General features: G+C 43.7%; 18 protein-coding genes and 2 tRNA genes. 13 read left to right on the forward strand and 7 right to left on the reverse strand.

What is annotated here, in order from left to right:
* Positions 1-193: 193 nt before the first annotated feature.
* Positions 194-457 carry a Txe/YoeB family addiction module toxin gene (locus tag ACNEUN_RS05185; protein WP_463631298.1) on the reverse strand — a complete coding sequence of 88 codons (264 nt, stop codon included), beginning with the start codon at positions 455-457 and terminating at the stop codon, positions 194-196.
* 17 nt (positions 458-474) lie between these two features.
* Positions 475-750 carry a type II toxin-antitoxin system RelB/DinJ family antitoxin gene (locus ACNEUN_RS05190; RefSeq protein WP_463631300.1) on the reverse strand — a complete coding sequence of 92 codons (276 nt, stop codon included), beginning with the start codon at positions 748-750 and terminating at the stop codon, positions 475-477.
* A 616-nt stretch (positions 751-1,366) separates the two neighbouring features.
* Here ACNEUN_RS05190 and ACNEUN_RS05195 point away from each other — a divergent pair.
* The 11 genes from ACNEUN_RS05195 to ileS all read left to right on the forward strand — a co-directional run bounded on the left by ACNEUN_RS05195 (position 1,367) and on the right by ileS (position 19,248).
* Entirely contained in the window at positions 1,367-7,114 is a 5,748-nt protein-coding gene (locus tag ACNEUN_RS05195) for a Rib/alpha-like domain-containing protein (RefSeq protein WP_463631302.1), read from the forward strand.
* A gap of 307 nt (positions 7,115-7,421) precedes the next feature.
* Positions 7,422-9,050: a SpaH/EbpB family LPXTG-anchored major pilin gene (locus ACNEUN_RS05200; protein ID WP_463631304.1), complete on the forward strand. Its 1,629-nt coding sequence runs from the start codon at positions 7,422-7,424 to the stop codon at positions 9,048-9,050.
* A 299-nt stretch (positions 9,051-9,349) separates the two neighbouring features.
* Positions 9,350-9,754, forward strand: coding sequence for a hypothetical protein (locus ACNEUN_RS05205; RefSeq protein ID WP_463631305.1), 405 nt, complete (start codon positions 9,350-9,352; stop codon positions 9,752-9,754).
* A gap of 696 nt (positions 9,755-10,450) precedes the next feature.
* A complete protein-coding gene (locus ACNEUN_RS05210; protein WP_463631307.1) occupies positions 10,451-11,518 on the forward strand; it encodes a class C sortase in 1,068 nt (355 codons plus the stop codon).
* A gap of 280 nt (positions 11,519-11,798) precedes the next feature.
* Positions 11,799-12,167: a hypothetical protein gene (locus tag ACNEUN_RS05215; protein WP_463631309.1), complete on the forward strand. Its 369-nt coding sequence runs from the start codon at positions 11,799-11,801 to the stop codon at positions 12,165-12,167.
* Between the two features lie 44 nt (positions 12,168-12,211).
* Positions 12,212-12,285 (forward strand) — tRNA-Lys (locus ACNEUN_RS05220).
* A gap of 103 nt (positions 12,286-12,388) precedes the next feature.
* Positions 12,389-13,762 (forward strand): exodeoxyribonuclease VII large subunit, encoded by a 1,374-nt coding sequence (gene xseA, locus ACNEUN_RS05225; RefSeq protein ID WP_463631311.1) that lies wholly within the window; start codon positions 12,389-12,391, stop codon positions 13,760-13,762.
* Positions 13,763-13,815: 53 nt separating this feature from the next.
* Positions 13,816-14,142 (forward strand): exodeoxyribonuclease VII small subunit, encoded by a 327-nt coding sequence (locus tag ACNEUN_RS05230; protein WP_463631313.1) that lies wholly within the window; start codon positions 13,816-13,818, stop codon positions 14,140-14,142.
* Between the two features lie 45 nt (positions 14,143-14,187).
* Positions 14,188-14,260 (forward strand) — tRNA-Arg (locus tag ACNEUN_RS05235).
* 207 nt (positions 14,261-14,467) lie between these two features.
* Positions 14,468-15,550: an Abi family protein gene (locus tag ACNEUN_RS05240; RefSeq protein ID WP_463631314.1), complete on the forward strand. Its 1,083-nt coding sequence runs from the start codon at positions 14,468-14,470 to the stop codon at positions 15,548-15,550.
* A gap of 290 nt (positions 15,551-15,840) precedes the next feature.
* Positions 15,841-19,248 carry a mupirocin-resistant isoleucine--tRNA ligase gene (ileS, locus tag ACNEUN_RS05245; RefSeq protein WP_463631316.1) on the forward strand — a complete coding sequence of 1,136 codons (3,408 nt, stop codon included), beginning with the start codon at positions 15,841-15,843 and terminating at the stop codon, positions 19,246-19,248.
* 99 nt (positions 19,249-19,347) lie between these two features.
* Here ileS and ACNEUN_RS05250 read toward each other — a convergent pair whose 3' ends face one another.
* Entirely contained in the window at positions 19,348-19,551 is a 204-nt protein-coding gene (locus tag ACNEUN_RS05250) for a hypothetical protein (RefSeq protein WP_463631317.1), read from the reverse strand.
* Entirely contained in the window at positions 19,529-19,804 is a 276-nt protein-coding gene (locus tag ACNEUN_RS05255; RefSeq protein ID WP_463631450.1) for a BrnT family toxin, read from the reverse strand. The genes ACNEUN_RS05250 and ACNEUN_RS05255 overlap by 23 nt, the downstream gene beginning before the upstream one ends.
* 223 nt (positions 19,805-20,027) lie before the next feature.
* On the opposite strand from ACNEUN_RS05255, the gene murI reads away from it, so the two are divergent.
* Positions 20,028-20,801: a glutamate racemase gene (gene murI / locus ACNEUN_RS05260; protein ID WP_463631318.1), complete on the forward strand. Its 774-nt coding sequence runs from the start codon at positions 20,028-20,030 to the stop codon at positions 20,799-20,801.
* 1 nt (position 20,802) lies between these two features.
* On the opposite strand, the gene ACNEUN_RS05265 is transcribed toward murI, so the two are convergent.
* Positions 20,803-21,441 carry a vitamin K epoxide reductase family protein gene (locus ACNEUN_RS05265; protein WP_427877445.1) on the reverse strand — a complete coding sequence of 213 codons (639 nt, stop codon included), beginning with the start codon at positions 21,439-21,441 and terminating at the stop codon, positions 20,803-20,805.
* Positions 21,442-21,489: 48 nt separating this feature from the next.
* Between ACNEUN_RS05265 and ACNEUN_RS05270 the strand changes: the two genes are divergently transcribed.
* Positions 21,490-22,407, forward strand: coding sequence for a PHP domain-containing protein (locus ACNEUN_RS05270; protein WP_463631320.1), 918 nt, complete (start codon positions 21,490-21,492; stop codon positions 22,405-22,407).
* Positions 22,408-22,502: 95 nt separating this feature from the next.
* Here the strand turns inward: ACNEUN_RS05270 and ACNEUN_RS05275 are convergent, their stop codons facing one another.
* Positions 22,503-22,724 carry a DUF3107 domain-containing protein gene (locus ACNEUN_RS05275; protein WP_427877442.1) on the reverse strand — a complete coding sequence of 74 codons (222 nt, stop codon included), beginning with the start codon at positions 22,722-22,724 and terminating at the stop codon, positions 22,503-22,505.
* Positions 22,725-22,783: 59 nt separating this feature from the next.
* The gene (locus ACNEUN_RS05280) at positions 22,784-24,541 is read right to left on the reverse strand and encodes a phosphotransferase (protein WP_463631452.1); all 1,758 of its coding nucleotides are present in this window, start codon (positions 24,539-24,541) and stop codon (positions 22,784-22,786) included.
* Positions 24,542-24,635 lie beyond the last annotated feature (94 nt).

Genomic DNA, 24,635 nt, shown 5'->3' on the forward strand with positions numbered 1-24,635 from the left:
ATTCGAGATGAAACTGTTTAAAACACATAATTGCCCGATGAAATCGACAAAACGCAAGTCAAAACTGTCGAAAATACAAAATCGTTTGGTGAAATCGACAAAAAGCGAGTTGGAATTGTCTAAAATACCAAATCGCCCGATGTTTTCGACATTTTCTATTGACTGCAAAAATATTTAACGTGCTTATGTTTTACTACTTGTCGTCGTAGTGTCCTCTGCAGGCGTAGATTATGATCGTGTCATCTGTAAATGAGTAAACTATTCTATCTTTATCGTTTACTCGTCTACTCCAACAACCAGAATAGTTTCCTTTGAGTGGTTCAGGCTTACCTTTTCCGTCGATTGGATTACGCATAATCTCTTTAATAATATTGTTCAGCTTCTTACGAGTTTTATTGTCGCTTTCCCAATAGAGATAGTCATTCCAAGCGTCTGGAGTCCAAGCGATTTTTCTCATTGTTTGAATCCTAAATTCTAATCCATGATTAAATCGTGCTCTTCGAGTTTGATTGTGCCATTTTTAACGCCTTCAATCTGCGATTTCAAATATGCTTGATTTGATGGTGAGTAAAATGGGTCTAGCGAAAAATCTAGTGGTATTCTTTTTTCGCGACCAATAGTTTTAATAAACACGTTCAGCGCGGTGCTCATAGAGATTCCGAGTTCTTTGCAAACTCGTTCCGCGTTGAGTTTGTCTTCTTTCTTTGCTCGAAAGTTTACGTTTACTATATCTGTTGTTGCTGTAGTCATTTTGATTCCTGTGGTTGGTTTGTACTTTTCTCTCATATAAATATACACAATAATTATATACAGTGTAACGTAAATGTCATTAATTATGCAAGTAATTGTTGATTATTTCCGCATATAGACGGTGTAAACTGTACATGTTTGCGCACTGCGGCCACTTAGTTTCGCGCGCGAGCAAGTTGTGGCATATTTAGCGAAGTGGCATATAGGTTATAACAATATATAGTGGTTTTAAGACACGCCGAACGCGTTGTGTGCTGATTTTTGCAAATTTTATTTTTGGGGAATATTTGAAAAATATACGTAAGTTATGCATTTCACTATAGATTTTTAACTATATTTGCAATATAAAAAAAGTTTTACGCTATGCTATAAAAAGCTGTGAGAATTACTTGAAATACACCGCGGGGGGGGGGGTATAAATACTAGAGGCTCTTGTGATCGCATTGCCTATAGGCTGTAGGGGTATGGGATACTCGCTATCTGCGGTTGTTTTGCAATTGGCTGCAGGTGTGTGCTGTAAGTGGCTCAGTTTTTGTGCAATGACGAACTATTAAGATGGTTAGTTGCGCAAAAGATTGGCTTTTTGCGGCAGTGAAGGATTAGGAAGGCGAAGAAAATGCTACCAGCAAAGTTCCGTGGATTCGCATCACGCGTGGGTCGTCTTGCGTCGCGCGCTTTGGCTTGGCATAAGACCAGCGAGCGTGATGTAGCCGTTCTTACTTCCAGCACTGCTAGTACCTCCAGTACCGCAGTAACTTCCGGCAACGTAGCCGAAAGCACCACCACTCGCGCAGCACGCCCATCTCACACTCTTCGCCGCGCGCTCTTCGCAATGCTCGTAGCAGTCGCCACGCTCCTAACCATGCTCATCGTGCCGCCAGAAAAACAAGCGATGGGTTGGGCAGATGGTAAAGCACCTATTCATGCTTGGTGGAATAGTTTTGGTACAGGCTTTGTGTCTGGTTCTGGCTTTGGAATGGGGGATGCTCCTAGTCAGATTGCTTCTAACGTTGAAGTTGTGCGCAATGTTTATGACTCTTCTACTGGTAGAAATAGAACTCAGATTAAATGGGAAGTGTTCTTCAATACTTATTCTCAAATGTACGAGAGTATTGTAACAGGTGAACCTTATAGCGGTAAGCAAGAAGATAAAGCGTTTGGTGGTAAAAGACCTCTTCTTATGGCTTGGCTTCCAAAAGGTATTGATAGAAAGAGTATAAGAATTAGTAGAAGGAAGTCTGGTAATAGAGCTGGTTACCGTAACTATGGCTGCTGGCCTGAAACAGACAAGTGGTATAGCGCGTTTCCAAAAGATAAACAGTTTGATAAAACTGATAATGGTAAGGGGTGTCGTGCATTAAAATTTAAAGAGGAAGTTGTTACAATTAATAAAACATTAGATGAGTTTGTTAACACTGATTCTAGATGGGCGCATTCATTCGACGGTAATTTATATGAAGGTAAAGCTGGTAAAGAGGGCGTTGGTAAAGATCAACAGCTATTTAACTCTTATTGGGACAATGCTTTAGGTACTTCCAGACTTACATCGTATTGCGATCCGAAAGATAAGCACGACATGTGCGAAATTAGAAACTGGAAGAATGATTTCTCTACGGTTCTTGCTGACTTTGAAGTTTCAGGTAATACGGCTTTTCAGTGGAATATCACTGCGTTTGTTGATGAAAGTATGGAAAATCGCTCAGATTTAGTATTGAAGAATCTTCCGTTCTCAGCTGGATGGAACTCTGGCAAAGGTAAATATTCTGAAAGTGATTTCGGAGATTTAGAAACGAAGAAAGATGGTACAGTAGAAGTTAGAAGTAAGTGGACTTTTATTGGACCTTTCGATAGTGATGGCGATGGTATTCCAGATTCTATGGAAGGCTATGACCATAAGAATCCTGACGCTTTGCCTGATTTTAGTAATAGTGATCAGCCGCATACTGTTTTGAATAATATTACTGATCCAAATGGTAAGACTGAAATAAAATATCCTCAATATTCGTCTAGCATGATGAATGATTATGTAAAGAAGTTAAATAATCAGAATTTAAGCTCGGACACTACTTATGGTGGCGTAGAGAATGTGCCTGTTACTACGTATGGTACGCCTGTAACAATTAAGCCGTACGTTAATACTGGTTCTTGGCAGGGATGGGATTTAGGAGACTGGGACGGTCAATATTCTCTACAAAACCATTATGGCGGTCACTATGTTGCAGGAAAAGATACTGATACTACTACTAATATTCCAACGGATTTTCCTAACGGCTCTAGCATGAAGTATGAGCTTACTTCTATTCCACAAGGTGTTACGCAATCTAGTAGTTGTAGTACTGGTAAGAATAATTCTGACAAAGGTTGCGTGAGCATAGATAGTAAAACTGGTTATATTACTTATAATCCAGGAAAGTTGGATCGTAAGCAAACAACGATTGATTTTAAGATAAAGATTACGCACCCAACTCCTAGTGATTACAAATACAACTGTAAGTATAAGACACCGATGGTTCAGAATGATGTGCCTATAAAAATCAAGGTTGTTTCTAACGCAATGTTGTACAAACCGCAGTACAAGGAAACTACTGTTGACTACAATAAATCTACGAATAAGTTTAATTCTGCTACCAGCGAAGAGCCTAAGAGCGTACGAGCTAACAAAAAGCCGTGGGTTAGGGTAGGTAGTCTTCCTAAAGGTTCTACTTTTAAGCTAGAGAAGTATGGTGACTACGGTTCTGACGTGCTTAACTGGTCTAAGATTGATGCACAAAATGCAGGAAACGGCAAGGTGACGTTTACTCCGTCTAATGCTGAAGCTGGTGCAAACACTAAGACTCCTGTTGTTGTAACGTACCCGGATGGTTCTACGTCTAAAGATAATGACTCTGGTAATAGTGGTAATCCTGTGTACGCTCCTGTTACAGTGGGTGATTTGCCAATTTCAGGTAGTGACTTGAATCTTGGATTGTACAACGGCAAGAAAATAGATAATAACGCGTTTGGCGGTTTTTCCTTTGGGAATAAAAGTAATCCGCACGAGATTGATAAGGGCAAGAAAATAGGTGCGAAAGATAAAGATAACCCTAACCCTAATAATGGTATTGTATTCGATTCTTGGGCGAACCATGGTAAAGGTCCTATTACTTTCCGCGTGATATGCCATAGGACGGATGATTCTAAAGCTCCGTTCGCGTTACTTAAGCCTGCAGAAGGCAAGGAGAAAAAAGCTAGCGGCGAGATTAACGGCTTGCATTTTGAGGATTTCCGCCAGTGGATTCGAGATAACGACAAGAGTTGCAAAGGTACGGATTGCAGTAACTCTAACAAATACCTTCACTCTAGCGAATACAACAGAGACACTATGGAGCGTTCGCGCGCGCTGATTGGTGGTACGCCTAAGGAAGGCGGCTCGTATGAGTGTAAAGTGTTCGCTTTCCACCAAAAGCCTGGTGATAAAGACAGTAAAGATTATAGTGCATCGCTTACAGCATTTGAAAATGCGTCATCAGGTGGTTCTATTGCGCTTCAATCACTTTTTACTAACTATGAGACTGCTAAAAAAGACACAAAAGGCTCAGAGTGGGTTGCTGGCAATTTCTACTTTAAAATCAAGCTTAAAGACAACCAAAAGTACAACCCGACTTATGTAAAGATGCCAACGATTCAGGCTGGTAAGTCAATTAAGGATGGTAGGTATAGCAGTCCAACAAAAGACAATATCAGCACTGATCAGCCAAAGAGTACTAAAGGTGGAAATGGTGTTCTGCCAGCTGAGCAAGCTAGCATTCTTGATGATTACCTTCCTGATGGAACGTGGTTTGAGATTAAGCGCTTTGTTAAGGCTGGCGATATTAAAAACTCGAAAGCAAACAGTTTGCCTTGGGCTAACTTTGAAGACGGCGAAGATAACGTTATGCGCGATGAAAAAGGCAAGCCTGTTATAGATAAGAAGAGCGGCAAGGTAGTTACTTTAGATCAGCCTAATCGCGATTACGGTTCTGTAACATTCCACCCAGATAAGTGGCAGTCTGCTGGCGAGTATTGGGCGGAAGTTAGAGTTCATTACCCAGACGGCTCGGTTTCTGACGGCGAAGGCTCTGTGAACGAGAAGCATCCTGTGTATGCGAAGGTGAATGTTACTGCTAAGCCTGGCAATAATACATTTGGTCTTAACTTGTTCAGGTATACAAAGGATTCTCAATACAGAACTATCAGCGTTGAAAATGGCATAAACCTTCATCCAGGAGATTTACTTTCTGGCAACGATCGCCCTAAGTTTGACGCTTACTTAACGAATGATGTTGGCAATCTTCACGAGCATATGATTTGCTCAAAGCAAAGCAAGGATGGTAAGAAGCAAACCGATTACACGTATGGCATTCTTCCTGGTCATGTTAATAATGAGAAGTCAAAGAATGATAACGAAAAAGACGGTTTGCGTCTTTTAGAGCCGCAGACGATTTGGAAGCATTCATCGCTTAAGGATCAGCTTGACTGCAATGCAAATAGCAAAAAGTGCAAGTCTGATACTTACTTATATGACGACTGGGTTGATGGAGATAAAAGCCGTGATACTTTTGAACGCACGCACGCTTTCTTCGTCGGCAAGGCACAGAAGACTGGCGACTATGTGTGCAAAGTCTACGTTATAAAGGGCGATAAGAAGTCTGATGAGTTTAAGAAGGCTGTTGAGGCTAAACTCAACTCTAATAAGAACGAAGACCCAGTTCCAAGCGTTCTGAAAGCTAATAATAATCCTTACGGAACAGAAGGCGAAGACTACAAAACTGGCGCATTCTCTGTGCATATTCATAAAGACAATCAGCTGTATAACCCGACTTACGCGAATATTCCAGAAATTCAGGCTGGTAGTACTTTTAATGCACAAAAATCAGCTATAAGCTCGGACGCACCGCAAAGCAACAACAAGGCGTCTAAGAACAGTGAAGGTAAAGAAGTTGGCGCTAACGGCGTTCCGAAAGAGGATTTGGTGAACGTTAAGGAAGGTGCTCTTCCTGCTGGCACTTGGTACGAGATTAAGCGCTTTGTTAAGGCTGGAGATATTACAAACTCGAAAGCAAGCAGTTTGCCTTGGGCTAATTTTGAAGACGGCGAAGATAACAAAGCTGACGGTAAGGCAGAAGCAGCCAGTAAGGACGCTACTGGCAAAGGCTCCGTTACATTCCGCCCAGATAAGTGGCAGAATGCTGACGAGTACTGGGCTGAGATTAGGGTTCACTACCCGGACGGCTCTGTATCAGACGGCGAAGGCTCTATTAACAAGGATCACCCTATCTACGCAAAGGTGAAGGTTACTAGATTGCCTGTTAACAAAGGTGATTTGCATCTTAACGTTTACAAGCAGTATGAAAATGGCAAGTTTACTGGGGATGTAGACAGTACGAACGGAATTGTTGTTATGAAAGGCGTTGGCTTGCTGAAGGATATGGGCATTGACTCGTGGTCCACAGCCAAGCCTGAAGGCATTACGCTTAGAGCTTTGTGTAGAGACGACAGTGATGAAGCTAAAAAGAAGCAGCCTCAGGTTTGGAGTGAGAATCTTGATAATCTGTTCTTCAAGCTTAATTGGCAGCAGGCGTGGAAATATCCAACCTTTGCTCGTCAGGAAGCTTGCCGTAAGGGTAGCAATAATGGTGATCACTGCAATACTGGCGATGAGCATTTCCTGTTCGATAGCACTGGCGGAACGATGGAGCGTGCGCGCGGAACTATCACCAGCGACAAAGCTCCTACGAAGTCTGGCAAATACTATTGCGTTGTGCTTGCGATGAAGCTTACGGATTTGGGTAAGTATAAGAAAGCTATTAAGAACAGCAAGATTAGCGTTACTGATAATAACTTTGCTAAGGCTATGGGCTTTACCGATACTGAGGGCATTGACTACGTTGCAAAGTTCTTCCCAGTCAACGTGGTGGAGCCGTTTAAGCTGCCAAAGACCGGCGGGGACGGGCTTAGTATGGCGTGGCTTGTGCTGGCGATGATCGGCATGTGCGTTATGTGCGGCGCGTTCTTCGTTGATCAGACGAAGTGGGGTCACGCGATGCTCGTCGGCGCGGCTGCTGGCATGATGGTCGGTTTGCGCGGAATCGCTAGCAGATTGACCGCCAGCATCATGCAAGCTTGCACTCAGCAAGACAGCGTTACTTGCTCAGACGCGAGTATCTCCACTACGCAAAACAGTAAAATTTCCAAAATTTGGCGCGGTTTAGTCAAAAAAGTAAAGTTTAGGCGATTTGATGAATATTGTTCGCCTGTAAAAGATTTTGTCCGCAAAGTCACCGGATGGTTGCGCGCCGCATTCAGGCGCGTCAGAAGGTGGGCTACCGAAAGGTGGCGATGCTGATGAAAAATTTTCTGCAGCTTAAAAACTGCAGTAGTTTCGCCGCATCGCAAGTCGGCTCGTGCGCTACTAAAAGCACAAGCAACGCAGTAGCGCAGTAATGTGCTAAAACGCGGAAACGTGCAGCAACGTGCGGAAACGCAGTAACGCAGTGCGCAGAGTTGAAGCGGGTAAGCGGCATAAAACTTGTTGCCAAGGAAACGCGGATTCTACGGAAACCAAGAACTCGCGGCCGGTCGCAACACAACAACAAACAAAACGTATTTTCCTAAAACCTGCCCGATTGGGCACTGATATAAAGGAGAAGAAAGTGAATAAATTCACTAAACAATGCGTGGCGGCATTCGCCTCGCTCGCAATGGCTGGCACGCTGTGCGTCGCCGGCGCCGTGGTGGCAAACAACGTAGCATTTGCTACGGATTCTACAGCAGCTGCTGATACTGATGCACCTTGGAATCCTGCCAATAAGGGTAAAAAAGGTTCCATCAAGATCACCAAGTACAAGGATGAAACCGATGATAGTGGTAACCAAAAGAAATCCACCAAGGTAGAAAATGCAAAGTTTAAGGTTTATAAAGTAACCAACTTTGATTTAACACAATACGATCAGTGGCTTAATGTTGCAGCTAAGGTGCAAACTCTTAACTCTACACCAAATAGCACTGATGGTTTAACCTTCGATAATGGTACAGAGAAGTCAACTAATAGTGATGGTGTTGCTGATTTCGGTGATCTTGGTATCGGCTTGTACAAAGTTGAAGAAACAAGTGTTCCAGATGGATACGAAAAGCTTGCTAATCCATTCTTTATGACCATCCCAGAAGTCACTCGCAAGGACGGTAATAATTCCTACAAGTATGATGTAACAGTTGATCCTAAGAATGCTTACACTAAGGATGCAATTAGTAAGACTGTTGATACTACGGGAATGGTTGGTGCAAAGGATGATTTGCCATATACAATTTCAACTTCTGTAGTCACAAATAGTGGTACGCCTGTTAAGGATCGTACGGCTGATGATTATCAGGGCTTTGCTGTGTGGGATGATGCGTTGATCAAAGCGTATGATGCTAATGCGAAAGTTGTGCAGAAAGTTAAAATTGGTGATACGCCGATTGAGAATTCTGAAGGCAAAGAAGATAAGTATAAAGTAGAAGTTAAGGATACGCCTAATGATGACACTCGTAAGCGTATTACCGTATCGTTTACAGATTTAGGTCTTGGCGATATTGCTACTGCGCTTAAAACAACGCCAAATGCAAAGTTAACTGTTGATCTTAAATTCACTCTTAAAGAAACAGTTGATGCTGGCGATCTCGTTAACAAGTATGGTTATCAGCCAGGATATAAGAAGGGTACTCCTGAAAACGAACAGCCAAAGCCTGTTAATCCAAATCCAGGCAACGAATCTAAGGTAACTCTTCGCGATTTCCAGATTAAGAAGGTTAACGGAACCGACGGTACATCTCCTCTTGCTGGTGCTAAGTTTGCTGTCTTTGCTAAGAAGGCTGATGCTGATGCTTGCGCAGCGGATAAGGATCGTAAAGATGATAGCTGCTCTAAGAAGGCATCCTATGCTGATGGTTTTGCAAACGAAGCAACAGGAACTGCTAATACTGGTTTGACTAAGGCTTTCAAAGCAAAGGTTGGTCAAGAATTCTACGTTGTAGAGACTGTGGCTCCTGATGGATTTGTTTTGTCTCCAGCTGTTGACAAGGTAACCATCCCAACTGGTGAATCAACCGCTACTGCTTATGTTCACAACTTCAAGGATCTTCCAAATGGTGGTCCTGATGGAGGTAAGAACTGGTTCAATCTTCCAAAGACTGGTTCTTACGGCATAATCATCTTCGCTCTTGCTGGCGTGTGCTTGGTGTGCTTCGGCATCTTCGTCTTCATGCGCAACCGCAAGAAGGATGAGGAACAGCAGGAAGCCTGATTCCGCACAATTCTGTCAAAATTTACAAGGCGCTAGGCGATTTAAAGTTACTGTAGACGCGCTGCGTGCAAAACTTTAATCGCCTGGCTATAATTAAAAACTCAGCAGGCTGCGCTGTGTTCGCGCACACCGATGGCTTGATTTGCATATGCGTTGAAAGCTTGAAACGAACGTCGCACGCGTTAGTGTGTGCGAGTATTCCTCTTCTTCGCGCAGCACAGTCTGCTGTCTCCTCTTCTTTCCATTCGGAAAGAACCTTAATCAATAACAATTCATCATCTTTTATAAAAGAAGCTGAAATGAAGAATATTTATGCAGATAGAGAATGCATCATCAAACGAATATTTTCAATAAAGAAAAGAATTGGGAATTACTATATTGACACAATTGGTGGCATTGAAGGCGACAAGGATGCGTTGGAGATGGAACTGCACAGAGTAAGGTACATCTACAACGTGTTACATGGTTTCGCTTCAGGATTTGTGGTTGCATTCCTTTCAGGACTTGCTGGATTGTTAGTTGGCTGTGCGAACGTTGTAGTATCCCAAGGTAATTTTGGTCTTCTTGTTGAAATCAAAGAATTTATCTTTTGGTTTTTCATAGCTATTATACTTTGTCAATTGCTTTTCTTGTATTTAGCAAATACTTATTACGAAAAAATGAAGGTTGTTGAAGAAGAACTTGAGGAAATAAAAAATAGTTAACGTAATAGTTAACGTAGATTAGCTGTGATACTTCCCTGCTTTTTGTCGAAACGTACTGTGGCGATAGAAAGTGGGGAAGTCTTTCGAAACTTTGCTTTATTGCTATACGGACAGTTCCAATAACACTAACATCCGTGCTAGTAACACTACCGCGAAATGCACTCCTACCACGCAAATAACAACGGTGGGTGAATTAGCGCGTGAGGGGTGGGTGTTGCTTGGTCGAAGATGCTTTGCTATTAGTGTGGTAAAGATTTGAGATTTTTCGCACAGAGCGAAATGTATCGCTCGCGCGTTACAGCGCGCTCACGCCTTCGCTTGCGTTGAAAGCACACTGTGCTTTCAACTTTGAGCAAGCTCAGCGAATCGAAGTGCATTCGCGCGCTACGCTTTAAGCGCTCATGCAAGTCGATTCGCAGCACGAAGTGGTGATTCATCGAATGAAGAAGAAAAATCTTAAATCTTTGTGATGAACCCGGTTGTTAACGAATTGGCACGCAGAGTTTGGGGGGATTTCTCTACGAGCACTAAAAGAGGACTGAGCGAACGTAAGTACAACATAAGCAAAGTTCTTTTACGTTAATAATGTTCCACATGAATATGTAGCGAAGGCCGGGAGGTGCGAGGAGAGAAATCCCACCAAACTCGCGCCACATAGAATGAAATTAGTTATATAAACCCACGAACGGAGGAAGCATGAAATTGAACAGCGTTGTTACGAAAGTATATGCTTTCTTCAACAAAATTTCTAAAAACAAGCTTTTCCAGAATAAAACTGATAAAAATAGCGCTGCTAAAGTTAGTGCTGCGAAAACTGATCAACCTCAATCTACAAATTCGCACACAACTAAAAATCCTTCTAAAAAATCTAAACTTCGTAAAGTCATTGAGCCGATTGCATTCGTGATTGCTGGCCTGTTGTGCTTCGCGTATCCGCTGTGTTCAACGCTTTGGAATAATCATGTTTCTAAGGAAATTTCCGAAGCTTACGACAAGTATAATCACGATCAGGCTGGTGACGTGCGTCGCGCTCATTTGCGTGCTGCGCGCCTCTATAACGCGCGTCATAAGGCGATTATTACTGCAGACCCGTATAACGGCAGTTCTGATTACATGAACACGCCGGAATATAAGGAATATGCGAAGCAGTTGGACGAGCCTATGGGCATTATGGGCATCGTAAAAATTCCTAAGATTGGTGTAAAACTTCCTATTTATCACGGCAGTTCGCAGGAAGTTTTGGCGCGTGGTGCTGGTCACTTGTATGGCACGGATTTGCCTGTGGGTGGTAAGAATCGACACACGGTTATTACCGCGCATACCGGTCTTGCGGATGCCACCATGTTCGACGATTTGGTGAACTTGAAGAAGGGCGACTACTTCTACCTTGATGTACAAGGCGAGACGCTGCGGTATAGGGTGTTTCGTATCAGCGTGGTCGATCCGCACGATATTAGTCTGCTGCAACGCGAGAAGGGGCGCGATTTGGCGACGCTGCTCACGTGTACTCCGTACGGCGTGAATTCGCACAGACTGCTTGTGACGGGCTACCGTGTGCTGCCGGATCCGGTTGCGCCGCCGGAGGATCGCATACAGTGGCCGCTGTGGATGACGCTGTTCCTGCTTGCGATGATTTTGACAGTCGCCGTTCTGACGACGATGATTTTGGCTGCAGTTGGTAAGAAGCGGCGCGATTTTGATATTCGCGGCAAGCATCTGCTGTTTATTTCGCGCGAAATGTTGCGTAAGTTGCGGCGCGGGTAGCGTGACGATTGCGCGCGGTGAGCGATGTGGTTGCGCGCGTTTGGAGCACTACACAGCCTCAAATCCTCCAAACGTGAGATAGGTTTCTCGTAATTGGAGTGATTTATAACGGATAATCCTCCAAACGTGAGATAGGTTTCTCGTGAATGGAGTGATTTATAACGGATAATCCTCCAAACGCGAGATAGGCTTCTCGTGAATGGAGTGATTTACAACAGATAATCCTCCAAACGCGAGATATTAATCTTGCAAATAGTCGCGCGTTTGCAGTCAATAGAAAATGTCGAAAACATCGGTTGATTATGTGTTTTCGACAATTCCAGCTCACATTTTGTCGATTTCACCAAGCGATTTTGTGTTTTCGACAATTCCAGCTCACATTTTGTTGATTTCACCAAGTGATTTTGTGTTTTCGACGGTTTTGGCTTGTGTTTTGTTGATTTCACCAAATGATTTTGTGTTTTCGACGGTTTTGGCTTGTGTTTTGTCGATTTCACCAAATGATTTTGTGTTTTCGACAGTTTCGCCTCGTATTTTGTCGAAAACATCGGTTGATTTTGTGTTTTCGACAATTTCGCCTTGCGCAGCTACGTCACTAACGAATAAACGTCAATGCGACACGCCCAACTTGCGTGCGCGCGTATTCTGAGTATAGTTATCTCTCGGTTCGCAAAACGAGCCGAGATAACCAACGCCCCTTTAGCTCAGTTGGTTAGAGCAGCTGACTCTTAATCAGCGTGTCCAGGGTTCGAATCCCTGAGGGGGCACAAACAAAACCCAAGCTTTACGGCTTGGGTTTTTTCATATCTAATCCTTCCGCCACTCGAATTCAACAGTGTGTTTGTCCCTCTTTGCAGTCAAGCTGGAAACATGACCTCGTCAAATATGATGCCGCAATTATTCCAGGATTATTCGCAGCTTGAACAGCAGCAGTCTCAGCAGCAGCCACAGCAGCCGCCATTTACGCCGCAGCCGCAGCCGCGCCAGCTCCCTCTAAAAGCCGCCGACACAACTGCCGAAAATCCATGGCCTGTTGCCGTTTTAAGTCAAAAGTTCCACAGTGCCGTAGAACGTTGGCCAGCAGCGTGGATTGAGGGTCAAATCGTCGAAATTAACATGCGTCGAGCGTCTTCCGGCTACATCACTCTTCGCGACAGTAACGAAGAAGTGTCGATTTCCGTAATGGGCTTCAGCAATTTCGTGCAGCAGGCGCGCGAACTTCGCCAGGGTGATCGCGTTGTAGTTCACGGCAAGGCGGATATTTGGGTGAAAGCCACGCGTTTAAGTTTCGTTGCAGACGAAATCAGGCGCGTTGGTGCTGGCGACTTAAAAGCGCAAATTGACGAGTTGCGTAAAAAGCTTAAAGGCGAGGGCTTATTCGACGCTGAAAATAAGGTTCCGCTGCCGGAATTTCCTAAGTGCATTGGTCTCGTATGTGCTCCTCAAGCGCGCGCGGAGGGCGATGTTATTACGAACGTGAATTTGCGCTGGCCTGTTACGCGCTTCAAAGTTGTTCATGCGCATGTGCAGGGCGTTCAATGCCCGGCGGATATTATTGCCGCAATTAAGCAGCTCGATGCCGATCCAGAAGTTGACGTTATTATTGTTGCTCGCGGCGGCGGCAGCTTTGAGGATTTGATTGGTTTTTCGGACGAGGGCGTGGTTCGCGCTACGGCTGCATGCGTGACGCCGATTGTGTCTGCAATAGGTCACGAAGACGATTGGACGCTGATTGATTTGGCTGCAGACATGCGCGCTTCGACTCCTACGGATGCCGCAAAGCGCGTGGTTCCGGACGTTCGCGAACAGTGGCAGCTTATTGATAATGCGCTGCAAACTATGCGCATGCGAATTTCTGCGCGCGTTGACAATGAGATTCGGCTCGTTGAGGGTTATGCGAATCGCCCGAGCCTTACGCGCCCGAGCACTATGCTTGAGCCGCACGAGCGCTTGGTTGAGCAGGCTGTTGAGCGAATGCGTCACGGTTTGGTGCGACTTCTTGACGACGCGAGTTTGACTGTTGAGAAGGCGCACGCAAGCTTGACTGCGCTAAGTCCGCAATCGACTTTGAATCGCGGGTACGCTGTTGTGCAGCTCAGCGGTGGGCGAGTGCTTGACGATGCAGCTTTAGCGAAAGTTGGCGACGATATGACGGTTACGCTTAAAAGCGGTGTGGTACTTGGCAAGGTGACTGGAACAAAGTCGACTGGAACAAAAGTAGCTGCAGTGAAGTCAAGTAAGTAATTTTTAGATATTTTAGATATTTCAGATATTTCAGATACAACGAAAGGTTAGATATGAGCGAGAAAGAAACTAAGAACGCAGAAAGTACAGAAACTGCAGAAACTGCGGATTTTGCAAGCACTCTTACGAAAGAAGAGCGCGCTGCGATTGAGGCGATGCCGTACGAAGAGGCTCGCGAAAAGCTGGTTCAGGCGGTTCAGGCGTTGGAAGCTGGCGGTTTGACGCTGGATCAGTCCATGCGTCAGTGGGAGATTGGCGAGGCGTTGGCAAAGCGCGCGCAGGGTCTGCTTGCCACTGTTCGTGCCAAATTGGATGCGGCACAGGCGGAGCAGTCGGCAACTGCGGCTACAGCTGGTACGCAATCGAATCTTGAGGATTAAGCGCGCGCCGCAGTGACACGCCTTAGTGTATAATTGCCGTTTGTTGCCTCGGTAGCTCAGTGGATAGAGCACCACTCTCCTAAAGTGGGTGTCGTCAGTTCGATTCTGATCCGGGGCACTTTTTGTGTGTGGACGTTGTGCAGTTTATATTTGTGCAATGGTGTTGTGTACTGTGTATAGTTTGCCTATTTTTTATTGACAATCATTAGTTTCTTTTGTACAATCAAAATGTGATGAAGCCAGGCAGTGTCTGGTTCGCAAAGAGCCAATCAAGTAATTGATTGGCTCTTTGTGCATCTAATAGCGGGGGAAATTGGTGGGGATTATGGTGATTTATAAGCCTTTTACTACTATCAAGCAACAAATAGAATTGCTTAAGTCTAGAAGAGTAGTGTTTGATGATGAGTTTAAAGCTATGGAAATACTTGAAAGAGAAAGTTACTATAGCGTTATAAATGGGTATAAAAATCCATTTCTTGAGTCAAACAATTCGAATGAATATGTTCAAGGAACAAAGTTTGAGCACATTTATTATCTTTTTAAATTTGATCGCGAACTTCGCAGTATTATCTTTGCGGCTACAACTAGAGCAGAAGCATTATTAAAATCATCATGTTCGTATTGTTTTAGTCAGATACACAATAATGAAGTTAATGCTTATCTTAATGAAACTAATTATGAAGATCCAGAGGGATCACTTACTTTAATTAATACATTTGCTCGAATCATCGAAAATAATACATCAAATAATCAAAAATTAAATCCAGGGAAAGAATATATACGCCATTGTGTTGATATTCATGATGGTCAAGTTCCATTATGGGTTTTGTCTAATGATTTGACTTTAGGACAGATATTCTGGTTTTATCAAAAGCAAACTGATCTCGTGAGAGGTTTGGTTGCTAAGGAATATACTGAACTTTATAATTCTTCTCACAGGTCTCAAAAAGATATTACATCAATAAAAATTGATTCTACTTATAGAAGAATTAAAGAGTTCAGAAATATTTGTGCGCATGATGAACGTTTGTATTGTGCTAGACCACATAGTTTCAATGCAACAGTCTTTCAGCTTATTAAAGATTTCGACTTATTTTTAGAGACTAACTATTACCTAGAGTTTTTAGAGAAGATTGAAAAATTACTTAGTTCTCTTCGCAATGAAGTGCCAAATTGTTCTAAAAATGTTATTGAATGTATTGGAATGTCGAGTATTTACGAATTTTATGATTGGAAAAATAAAATTGAAGAAAATATTATCTTGAATAGTAACTTGCCTGCTCCCAATGAAGCAACACTTAATGCTATGAATCACGCTAATCAAATTATGAATGGCAAAATTTCTGAAGACGGTATTGTTTTTAGCAATGCTAAGGAAGCTAAAGCATTTTTGGATAATATGTCATGAAAATTATTCGCGAGTTGCGAAATCCTTCCCAATGTTAGGGGATAGTGTTAGATTGTTTCTAACTTAAGCGATGATCCGTTATCGGCGGGGAGTTTTCGGAAGAACGGCGAGGATTCGTAAGGTTCTCGCTTATTAGAACCGACGGGGTTGGCCCGCACAGCCAAACACGAGAGGCTATAAGAATAGTTCGATTGCGTTACGTAATCGTCTTATAGCAAGCGAGGTGGTACCGCGGCAGAAACTGTCGTCCTCGCAGGGAAATATTCACCCTGTTGAGCGAGGAGAGCACAGTGAGCGAATCCACTAATCCAGCAGCAAACGCGTCTGTAAATCACGTATATCCAAAAGTGAACGCAACCGAAAATTCTGCATCAACGCAAGAAAACGCCGGCGCGCAAGTTGCCCCAAATCCTTCCTTCCCAAAGCTTGAAGAGTCCGTTCTGCAATACTGGGATGCAAACAACACTTTCCGCAAGTCAATCGAATATCGTCCGTCCGGCAAGGGAAGCCAAAACGAGTTCGTGTTCTTCGACGGCCCTCCATTCGCAAACGGTCTTCCTCACTACGGCCACCTGCTCACAGGCTACGCAAAAGACGTCGTTCCGCGCTATCAGACTATGCGCGGCCGCAAAGTAAACCGCGTTTTTGGTTGGGATACTCACGGTCTTCCTGCAGAGTTGGAAGCGCAGAAAGAGCTCGGCATCGAGTCGGTTGAGCAAATCGAAAAAATGGGCATCGCAAAGTTCAACGATGCTTGCCGTGCCAGCGTTTTGAAGTACACGAACGAGTGGCAAAACTACGTACATCGTCAGGCTCGCTGGGTTGATTTCGAGCGCGGCTACAAAACTCTGAACATTCCATACATGGAATCCGTAATGTGGGCATTTAAGCAGCTTTACGATAAGGGCTTGGCTTACAAGGGTTACCGCGTGCTTCCGTACTGCCCTAAGGATCAGACTCCACTTAGCGCCCACGAGCTTCGCATGGATGCGGACGTTTACCAGAATCGTCAAGACACAACTGTTTCCGTAGCAGTCAAGCTTCGCGACGAAGACGATGCTTACGCAGTATTCTGGACCACTACTCCTTGGACTGTGCCAACCAACTTCGCAATCGTAGTTGGCGCAGACATCGACTACGTGGAAGTTCGTCCAACTGAAGGCAAGTTTGCTGGCAAAAAGTTCTACATCGGTAAGCCTTTGCTCGGCTCCTACACTAAGGAACTTGGCGAAAACTACGAAGTTGTGCGCGAACTTAAGGGTGCGCAGATGGCTGGCTGGCGCTACTACCCAGTATTCCCATACTTTGCAAGCGATTCTGCGCTCGCAGAGGGTGGCACTCCTGGTCCTAACGCTTTTACGATTTTCACTGCAGATTATGTTGATACCGCCGAAGGTACTGGCCTTGTTCACCAGGCTCCTTACGGCGAGGACGATATGAACACGCTTAACGCGCACGAAATTCGCAGCGTTGACGTGCTCGACGCAGGCTGCAAGTTTACAAGCGACTGCCCAGATTACGAAGGCTTGTACGTTTTCGATGCGAACTTGCCAATTTTGCGTAACTTGCGTGCAGGAGACGGCCCGCTCGCTCAAATGCCGGAAGATCAGCGCGCGTTGCTATTCCAAGAAAAAAGCTACGTGCACAGCTATCCTCATTGCTGGCGTTGCGCAACTCCGCTTATTTACAAGCCTGTTTCTAGCTGGTTTGTGTCTGTTACGAAGATTAAGAAGCGCTTGCTTGAGCTTAATCAGGAGATTAATTGGATTCCTGGAAACGTTAAGGATGGCCAGTTTGGTAAGTGGCTTTCTAACGCTCGCGATTGGTCGATTAGCCGTAATCGCTTCTGGGGTTCGCCAATCCCAGTGTGGGTGAGTGACGATCCAAAGTATCCTCGCGTAGATGTTTACGGTTCGTTGGAAGAGCTTAAGGCTGATTTTGGCGATTATCCGCGCGACGACGACGGCAATGTGAATATGCACCGCCCGTATATCGATCGCCTTACTCGACCAAATCCGGATGATCCTACCGGAAAGTCGCAAATGCACCGTATTACGGATGTTCTCGACTGCTGGTTTGAGTCCGGTTCTATGCCTTTCGCACAGTTCCACTATCCATTTGAAAATAAGGAATTCTTCGAAGAGCACTTCCCATGCGATTACATCGTTGAATACATTGGTCAGACTCGTGGCTGGTTCTACACGCTTCACATTATGGCTACGGCTCTATTCGACCGCCCAGCTTATAAGAACGTGATTTGCCACGGCATTGTGCTTGGTTCAGACGGTCAGAAGATGAGTAAGCATTTGCGCAATTATCCGGATGTGAACGGCGTTTTCAACGAGTACGGTTCGGATGCTATGCGCTGGTTCCTTATGTCTTCGCCAATTTTGCGCGGTGGCAATTTGATTGTTACTGCAGACGGCATTAGGGATACGGTTCGTCAGGTTATGCTTCCAGTTTGGAGCTCGTATTACTTCTTCACTTTGTATGCGAATGCTGCAAACGGTGGTAAGGGTTACGATGCTCGTCGTCTTCGTGCGGATGAGGTTGCAGGACTTTGTAATATGGATCGTTATTTGCTTGCTCGCACGCGTTTGCTTGTTGAGCGCGTAGAAAAGTGCTTGAACGAGTTTGCGATTAGCGATGCTTGCGCGGCAGTAAGCGATTTTATTGACGTACTTACGAATTGGTATATTCGCGGAAGTCGTGACCGCTTCTGGAATGAAGACGAGACTGCTTTTAACACGCTTTACACTGTTCTGGAAGTGTTCATGCGCACGATTGCTCCTCTTGCTCCTATGGAAGCTGAGGCTGTGTGGCGCGGTCTTACCGGCGGCGAATCCGTGCATTTAGCTGATTGGCCTTATTTGGTTGAGCCTGAGACTCTTTCGGATGGCGAGAAGAACCCTAAGGCTGGCGAAGTAACTGAACTTGGTGCGGTTCTTGCTCACGACGATGCTTTGGTTGCTGCTATGGATAAGGTTCGCGAGGTTGTCTCTTCTACGCTTTCGTTGCGTAAGGCGGAACAGTTGCGTGTGCGCCAGCCGTTAGCAAACTTGACGGTTGTTGCAGAAAATACTGCTGCTGTAGAGCCTTACGAGCAGGTACTTGAGCGCGAGCTTAACGTGAAGAATGTTACATTCTGCACTTTGCAGGACGCCAGCAACCATGGTTTGAAGATTGTTCACGAGCTTAAGGTGAACGCGCGCGCGGCTGGTCCTCGTTTGGGTAAGCAAGTGCAGTTTGCTATTAAGTCTTCTAAGAGTGGCGATTGGCATGTTGACGAGTCTGGCGCTCCTGTTGTTCAGACTCCAAACGGCGAAGTTGCGCTTGTTGAAGGCGAATATGAGCTTGTGAATCGCGTTGAGTCTTCGGATGCTAAATCTGCTCAAAATACGGCTTCTGCAGCTATGCCAACTGGCGGTTTCGTTATGCTTGACACTGCTTTGACTAGCGATTTGCTTGCTGAAGGTTACGCTCGTGACGCTATTCGCGCTGTTCAGGATGCGCGTAAGGGGAACGGTTTGGACGTTACCGACCGAATCGCTTTGACTTTGAGCGTACCTAGCGCGGACGTTGCTAAAGTTGAGCAGTTCCGTGATTTGATTGCGGAGGAGACTTTGGCTACGAGCTTCGAGGTTGTTGAGGCTGATTCTAGCGCAACTGAGCTTAGCGTAAGTCTTAAGCGTGCGTAAAACACAACTAACAGCTAATTAACTAAATAAAACGTGCCGGCGCACAATTCAATGCGTCGGCACGTTTTTGTTCTTATTTCTAGTTTTGTTTCTTTTTGACTACCGCGTTGTAGCTATTCTAAAGAATTTCATTATTCTCAATATCCATTCAGGCATGATAAAAGTGACGTGCTTTTGTTCATTGGAGTGGTTTTGTATAGTTGGATGTTCCAAATCAAAGTACTCAAGTACGTCTTCTCCATTATCGAATTTTTTATCAATTTCTTTGCCACTTATTTCTTTACTTCTTGTGGTTTTTTTCATAATATTGTTCCTCCTTTTTACGCGATCTTCTTACAGAAATAATACGAATTCGATTATTTCTTTTTGTTATTACTGCAGTCCAATGTTTGCTGTCTATCTTTCCAAAAACTAAGTAGCGAGCGTCGTCATTTCCTGAATTTTTGGATTCGATTTCAGTTATTTCATTATTCCAAAGTACTTGAGCTCTTTTGAAACTGATACCATGTTTAGCTAAATTTTTTAAGCTCTTTGCAGGATCGTATTCAAAATACATCATCACCTTCTATCATCTATTTTAACGTAAGATAGAATCAACTTGAAGCTATCTTTGATTGGTGATGTTTATAGTAAATTCTTTAAATTAGTTTTCCTAGATTTTTTATGTATTGTGGATATAGGCTATTTATAAAGATTCAGAATTGATTTCATGTTTAATCAACTGCATATATATGTTGAGACTCGCAATTACGATGGAGAATTGTTTTAGGAGGTAGAACATGTCTTCGTCGGCACCGATTGGAGTTTTTGACTCAGGTCTTGGGGGAATTTCTGTTGCACGTCAGATGCGTGAGGCTCTTTCGCACGAGAAAATCATATATTTTGGTGACTCTGCCAATGCTCCGTACGGTATTAAAACTCCTGAAGAAGTTAAAAAGCTCAGTTTTGCAATTGTTGAGCATTTTATGCAGCTAAATGTAAAGGCCGTCGTAATTGCTTGCAATACCGCCACTTCTGCAGCTGTTAACGATTTGCGAGCGCATTATGACATTCCGATTGTTGGTATGGAACCGGCACTTAAATTGGCTTGTGATTTGGGCAAAGGCGAGCCTCAGCGCGTTATCGTAGCAGCAACTCCTCTTACTCTTCGCGAGCGTAAGTTTGCAGATTTACTGCAACGTTTTTCGCAAAATAACACGATTTTTTCGCAGCCTTGTCCTGATTTAGTGCGCATTGTTGAGCGTGGAGAGCTTTGTAATCGCGATATAGTTTTCGAAGCTCTTCACAAATATTTCGACACTTACGATTTAGAATCTATTGATTCTGTTGTGCTTGGCTGCACTCATTTTGTATTCTACCGTGATTATTTCCGCGAGTTTTTGCCGGAAAGTACGAAAATAGTTGACGGCAATGAGGGCACGATTAATCATCTTCGTAAGATTTTAGATGAGCGTAACGAGCTTGCGGATGTGTTGGAGCAGGGAAGTATTACCCTTACTAATTCCGATACGAGTGAGCGTATGCGAAAACTTGCGGAAAGCTTGTGTAAGTAATCTAAATATTTCCGTATTTAGATAAGATAAGCAGCACAAGAGCCGCAATCCACACTACGTCAACCAGCAAATCGTAACGCATGTAATAATATTTGTGCACAAATTTCTTCGATAACGCAAGTCCTTGTACGCTTACAGTTGCGTGTGAAAGCGACATAAATTGCAAAGTTGTTGAGAACATTAGCACAAGGCACCACGGGCACAGCACGTTAATCACAAACATTGATTGCGAGAACAGCCAATATGCGTATATTAGAGCGCACAAACCTCCAAGCCAAGTGCACGCAGCAAACCAGCGTGGTAAACGTACGCGAATTAAACCAATAATTGCTAAAGTTACGAACACGCTTTCAGCGGCAATTCCAAAAAATGCGTTAGGGAAACTTAAATCGCCAAATTTTATAAATTCTGCTTGCCAAGTTTTAGCAACTTTTGAGCACGAAACTATCGCACTAATATCGCATCCGAGTGATCTGTGTGGCGCTCGTGCCAGTTTGAGTGTTTCAGCGGAAAGAATAAGGGATGTAACAAGTGCGCTTATGGAAACTATTAGCATAATACCGTAAGTCCATAATGCTGAATGTCTCCAACCGGTAAGTTTGTTATTGCAGTTTTCTTGTATTTTGCCAGTTTGCTGCATTGATACTCCTAAATTCAAGCTTTACATACTACAGTTTACGATAGTTATATGACTGTGATTAATACGCAAACTTCTTTAAGCTGGGATTTGCACTGTCACACATCGTATTCTGATGGTACTGAAACCCCTGCTACGCTTGTTTCTGAGGCTAAGCGGCTTGGTTTAGAGGGTGTTGCGATTAGTGATCATGATACTACAGCTGGTTGGGAAGATTTTCGTTTGGCTGCTTCTGCTTTAGATTTTCCAGTTTTATACGGTTCAGAAATTACTGCTCAAGAACCTTGCTGTTTTGATGGTGAAGTTATGCGTGGAATAAACATTTCTGTGCATATGCTTGCTTATCAGTACAATCCGAATGATTCTGAGATTGTTGCCATGTTTGCGGCGACTCGATCTAGAAGAATTGAACGCACGAAGTTGATGGTTGAGAGAATGGCTCACGATTTTCCTATTACTTGGGATGATGTTATATCTCAAGCTGGTGAGGGAGAGTTAACTACTATTGGCCGTCCTCATATAGCAGACGCTTTGGTGAAGGCTGGTGTTTATGAAACGCGTTCTGAGGCTTTTGCTGACGCTGTTTCTCCGCAAAGCAAGTATTATATTCCAACTCAGTCGCCTAGAGTTATTGAGGTTATAAAAGCTGTTAAGCATGCTGGGGGAGTGAGTTTTATTGCTCATCCTGCTGATACTAGTCGTAATCGTGTGTTGCTTTGCGATGAGCAGATTATTGAGTTTGCTGAGGCTGGTCTTGATGGTTTAGAAGTGTATCATCGCGGAAATACGCTAAGTCAAAGAAGTAGGCTTCTTGCTATTGCTAAAGATTGTGATCTTCTTGTTACAGGAGGATCTGATTGGCATGGAGCCGGAAAACCAAATATTTTAGGTGAAAAAAGAACCGACCGCGGTGTTGTGAAAGAAATCCAACGCCGCGGTCGAATAGAGTATAGGAGAAGAGAGATATGAAACTCTAACGTCTAATTAGATAATATAGCAGCTGATTATAAGATGCGCAAGTATCTAAATACACAATTTATTATTTTTAATAATTATGTATTTGTTCACACTCCAAATCCAACTGTAAGTGTTGGTTTATCTCCTACAATTGCGTATGCTAATGAAGCTGCAGGAACTACTATTTTACGCTTGTGAACGTCGTTTAGAGTTAGAACGTTATTATTCTCTATTGCTTCATTAATTGCTTTTTGTACTTCTTCCGCACTGCTTTCTGTTTCGAAATGAAGTGGTTCAGGACTGTGGTTTATACCTAGCGTAACGTTCATTTTCTTTCCTTCCTAGTGAAGTTTTTTGAAATATTTCTACTAATTTACCAATTTACTGACTATTTTTCTGATTTTTCTGATTTTTCTGTAGTTTCTGATTTTTCTGTAGTTTCTTCAGAAGAGGCAGTTTCTTTATTTTTAGTGTTAGCCTCGTACTCAGGAATTAGTACGGTTTCGAGACTGTCATTTGCGTTATCAGATTTAGAATCTTCCTGTTCAGAACTTTCTTGTTTAGAATCTTCATTGTCTGTAGATTTCTCGGAATCTGTAGACAATGAAGGCTCTGTAGTGTTTGCAGGCTCTGTAGCAGTATTTTTAGCAGTATTGTCGATTACTTTAGCGTCATTTTTTATTTCGACTTGCACATAAACTTCAGTTGCAGCATCGTCTTGATCGTTATAGACGTATTCGTCATCTTCATTATCCTCTGCATTATTAACAGAGCTTTTAGCAGCATCTACAGTACTTTCTGCAGCATTTACATTACTTTCAGTGTTTTCAGCAGATTTAGCAGATCCTAAATCTTTCGAATCAGCATTTTCAAGGCTTGTAATTACTTGTGTAGCAGTATCATCTGCTTCGCTTCTATCGGAAGTATTTTCTGCACTAGTATTTTCTGTACTTGGACGCTCATGAGTATCGTCGTTCAAAGTAACAGTTCGCTCTTCAGTATTATCAAAGTTTTCGTGATATTCCTGATTTGCGTTATTAGGTATTGCGTTTTCGTTAGTAGAGTCAGCTGCAGCGTGTGAAGAAGTAGTATCGTCAGCTTGTGTTGCGTTTGCCTTTTTAGCTGCGTTTGCTGCGTTTCGCTCATCGTTTTGCAAAAGCGTTCCAACAGTAATTGTGGAAGACGGTTTCATATTAGGATTAGCCTGCTCTGCAGCTTTCTGTGCGCGCGATCCGTGGATTCGCGTCAACTCGTGAGCCAAACGCTCAACCTGAGCTTTAAAGCGCATAATTCCAACGTTATCACCATGCTGCAAAGCTTTAACAAAGTCTCCGACCTGTTCCATTTGCAGCCACAAATTAGCTCTAAGCATAATCATGCTGTCTAATCGAGAGCCCATCATGCGACCGTAAGAATCAAGAACAGCATTTCTGCGCTGCTCGTTCAACTTTGCAAAAATCCAAGCCAAGTCGCGTGCAGGATCATTTATTTGCATACCCTGCCAGTTTGTTATAGCGCTAACTGTAGAGCCGTTAAATAGAACGTCTCCGTCTTGGAATCCTCCGTGTACAGGGAAAGTATTAAATGACCATAATCCTTCAGTCTCAAGCACTCTAGACCAACTGTCAGTAATTTCAGTAGGAATATGACCAGCTTTTCGTAAAACTTTAATCCATCCAGTAAGTTGTGCTCGAATTTGACCAGTTGTAAAACTTGGGTAGTTTGCGCGAGTCAAGAAAGTAGGACGAAGACGGTGGATCGATCCGATTGCTGTTCCTAAATTCATGCAATCGTTAGTTGTTAACAAATTTAAGTCGCGAGAAGTGCCCTCACGGTGATCACAAACAAGCACTGCAGGATCTGTTTGAGCGGATTTACCAGTGCTATTCGACTGTGTGCCAGGTCTAAATGTGACCAAAGTGTCATATTCGAAACCTAATGCCGCAAGATCTTTAGTCTGCTGCAGCGTCCATGCTGCTCGCGCTCGATCATGTAAGCGTTTTCGACCATTATCTTCATAGCTTATGAATACGTCGTAAAGTCGGCCAGATACGTCTTGTACCACGGCATGAGAAATTCCCGCAGCTCTGTCAGTTGCGTTTATTTGCTCACTCTGGCGGGTTCCCGCGAGCTGTATTTCAGGCATTGCTGACGAAGCCAATGCTGCTAACTTGAATCTGCTGAGTTGTGTCACACTCCCACAGTAATACAAGGCACCGAAACGGACAATATTATGCGCA

It is taken from the genome of Gardnerella sp. C0684A1 (genome assembly GCF_055326835.1).

Excerpts from the sequence above, each read along its gene's own strand:
- ACNEUN_RS05185 (WP_463631298.1), bottom strand. The coding sequence starts at position 457 with ATGAGAAAAATCGCTTGGACTCCAGACGCTTGGAATGACTATCTCTAT.
- ACNEUN_RS05190 (WP_463631300.1), bottom strand. The coding sequence starts at position 750 with ATGACTACAGCAACAACAGATATAGTAAACGTAAACTTTCGAGCAAAG.
- ACNEUN_RS05195 (WP_463631302.1), top strand. The coding sequence starts at position 1,367 with ATGCTACCAGCAAAGTTCCGTGGATTCGCATCACGCGTGGGTCGTCTT.
- ACNEUN_RS05205 (WP_463631305.1), top strand. The coding sequence starts at position 9,350 with ATGAAGAATATTTATGCAGATAGAGAATGCATCATCAAACGAATATTT.
- ACNEUN_RS05210 (WP_463631307.1), top strand. The coding sequence starts at position 10,451 with ATGAAATTGAACAGCGTTGTTACGAAAGTATATGCTTTCTTCAACAAA.
- ACNEUN_RS05215 (WP_463631309.1), top strand. The coding sequence starts at position 11,799 with ATGTCGAAAACATCGGTTGATTATGTGTTTTCGACAATTCCAGCTCAC.
- xseA (WP_463631311.1), top strand. The coding sequence starts at position 12,389 with ATGACCTCGTCAAATATGATGCCGCAATTATTCCAGGATTATTCGCAG.
- ACNEUN_RS05230 (WP_463631313.1), top strand. The coding sequence starts at position 13,816 with ATGAGCGAGAAAGAAACTAAGAACGCAGAAAGTACAGAAACTGCAGAA.
- ACNEUN_RS05240 (WP_463631314.1), top strand. The coding sequence starts at position 14,468 with ATGGTGATTTATAAGCCTTTTACTACTATCAAGCAACAAATAGAATTG.
- ACNEUN_RS05250 (WP_463631317.1), bottom strand. The coding sequence starts at position 19,551 with ATGAAAAAAACCACAAGAAGTAAAGAAATAAGTGGCAAAGAAATTGAT.
- ACNEUN_RS05255 (WP_463631450.1), bottom strand. The coding sequence starts at position 19,804 with ATGTATTTTGAATACGATCCTGCAAAGAGCTTAAAAAATTTAGCTAAA.
- murI (WP_463631318.1), top strand. The coding sequence starts at position 20,028 with ATGTCTTCGTCGGCACCGATTGGAGTTTTTGACTCAGGTCTTGGGGGA.
- ACNEUN_RS05265 (WP_427877445.1), bottom strand. The coding sequence starts at position 21,441 with ATGCAGCAAACTGGCAAAATACAAGAAAACTGCAATAACAAACTTACC.
- ACNEUN_RS05270 (WP_463631320.1), top strand. The coding sequence starts at position 21,490 with ATGACTGTGATTAATACGCAAACTTCTTTAAGCTGGGATTTGCACTGT.
- ACNEUN_RS05275 (WP_427877442.1), bottom strand. The coding sequence starts at position 22,724 with ATGAACGTTACGCTAGGTATAAACCACAGTCCTGAACCACTTCATTTC.
- ACNEUN_RS05280 (WP_463631452.1), bottom strand. The coding sequence starts at position 24,541 with ATGCCTGAAATACAGCTCGCGGGAACCCGCCAGAGTGAGCAAATAAAC.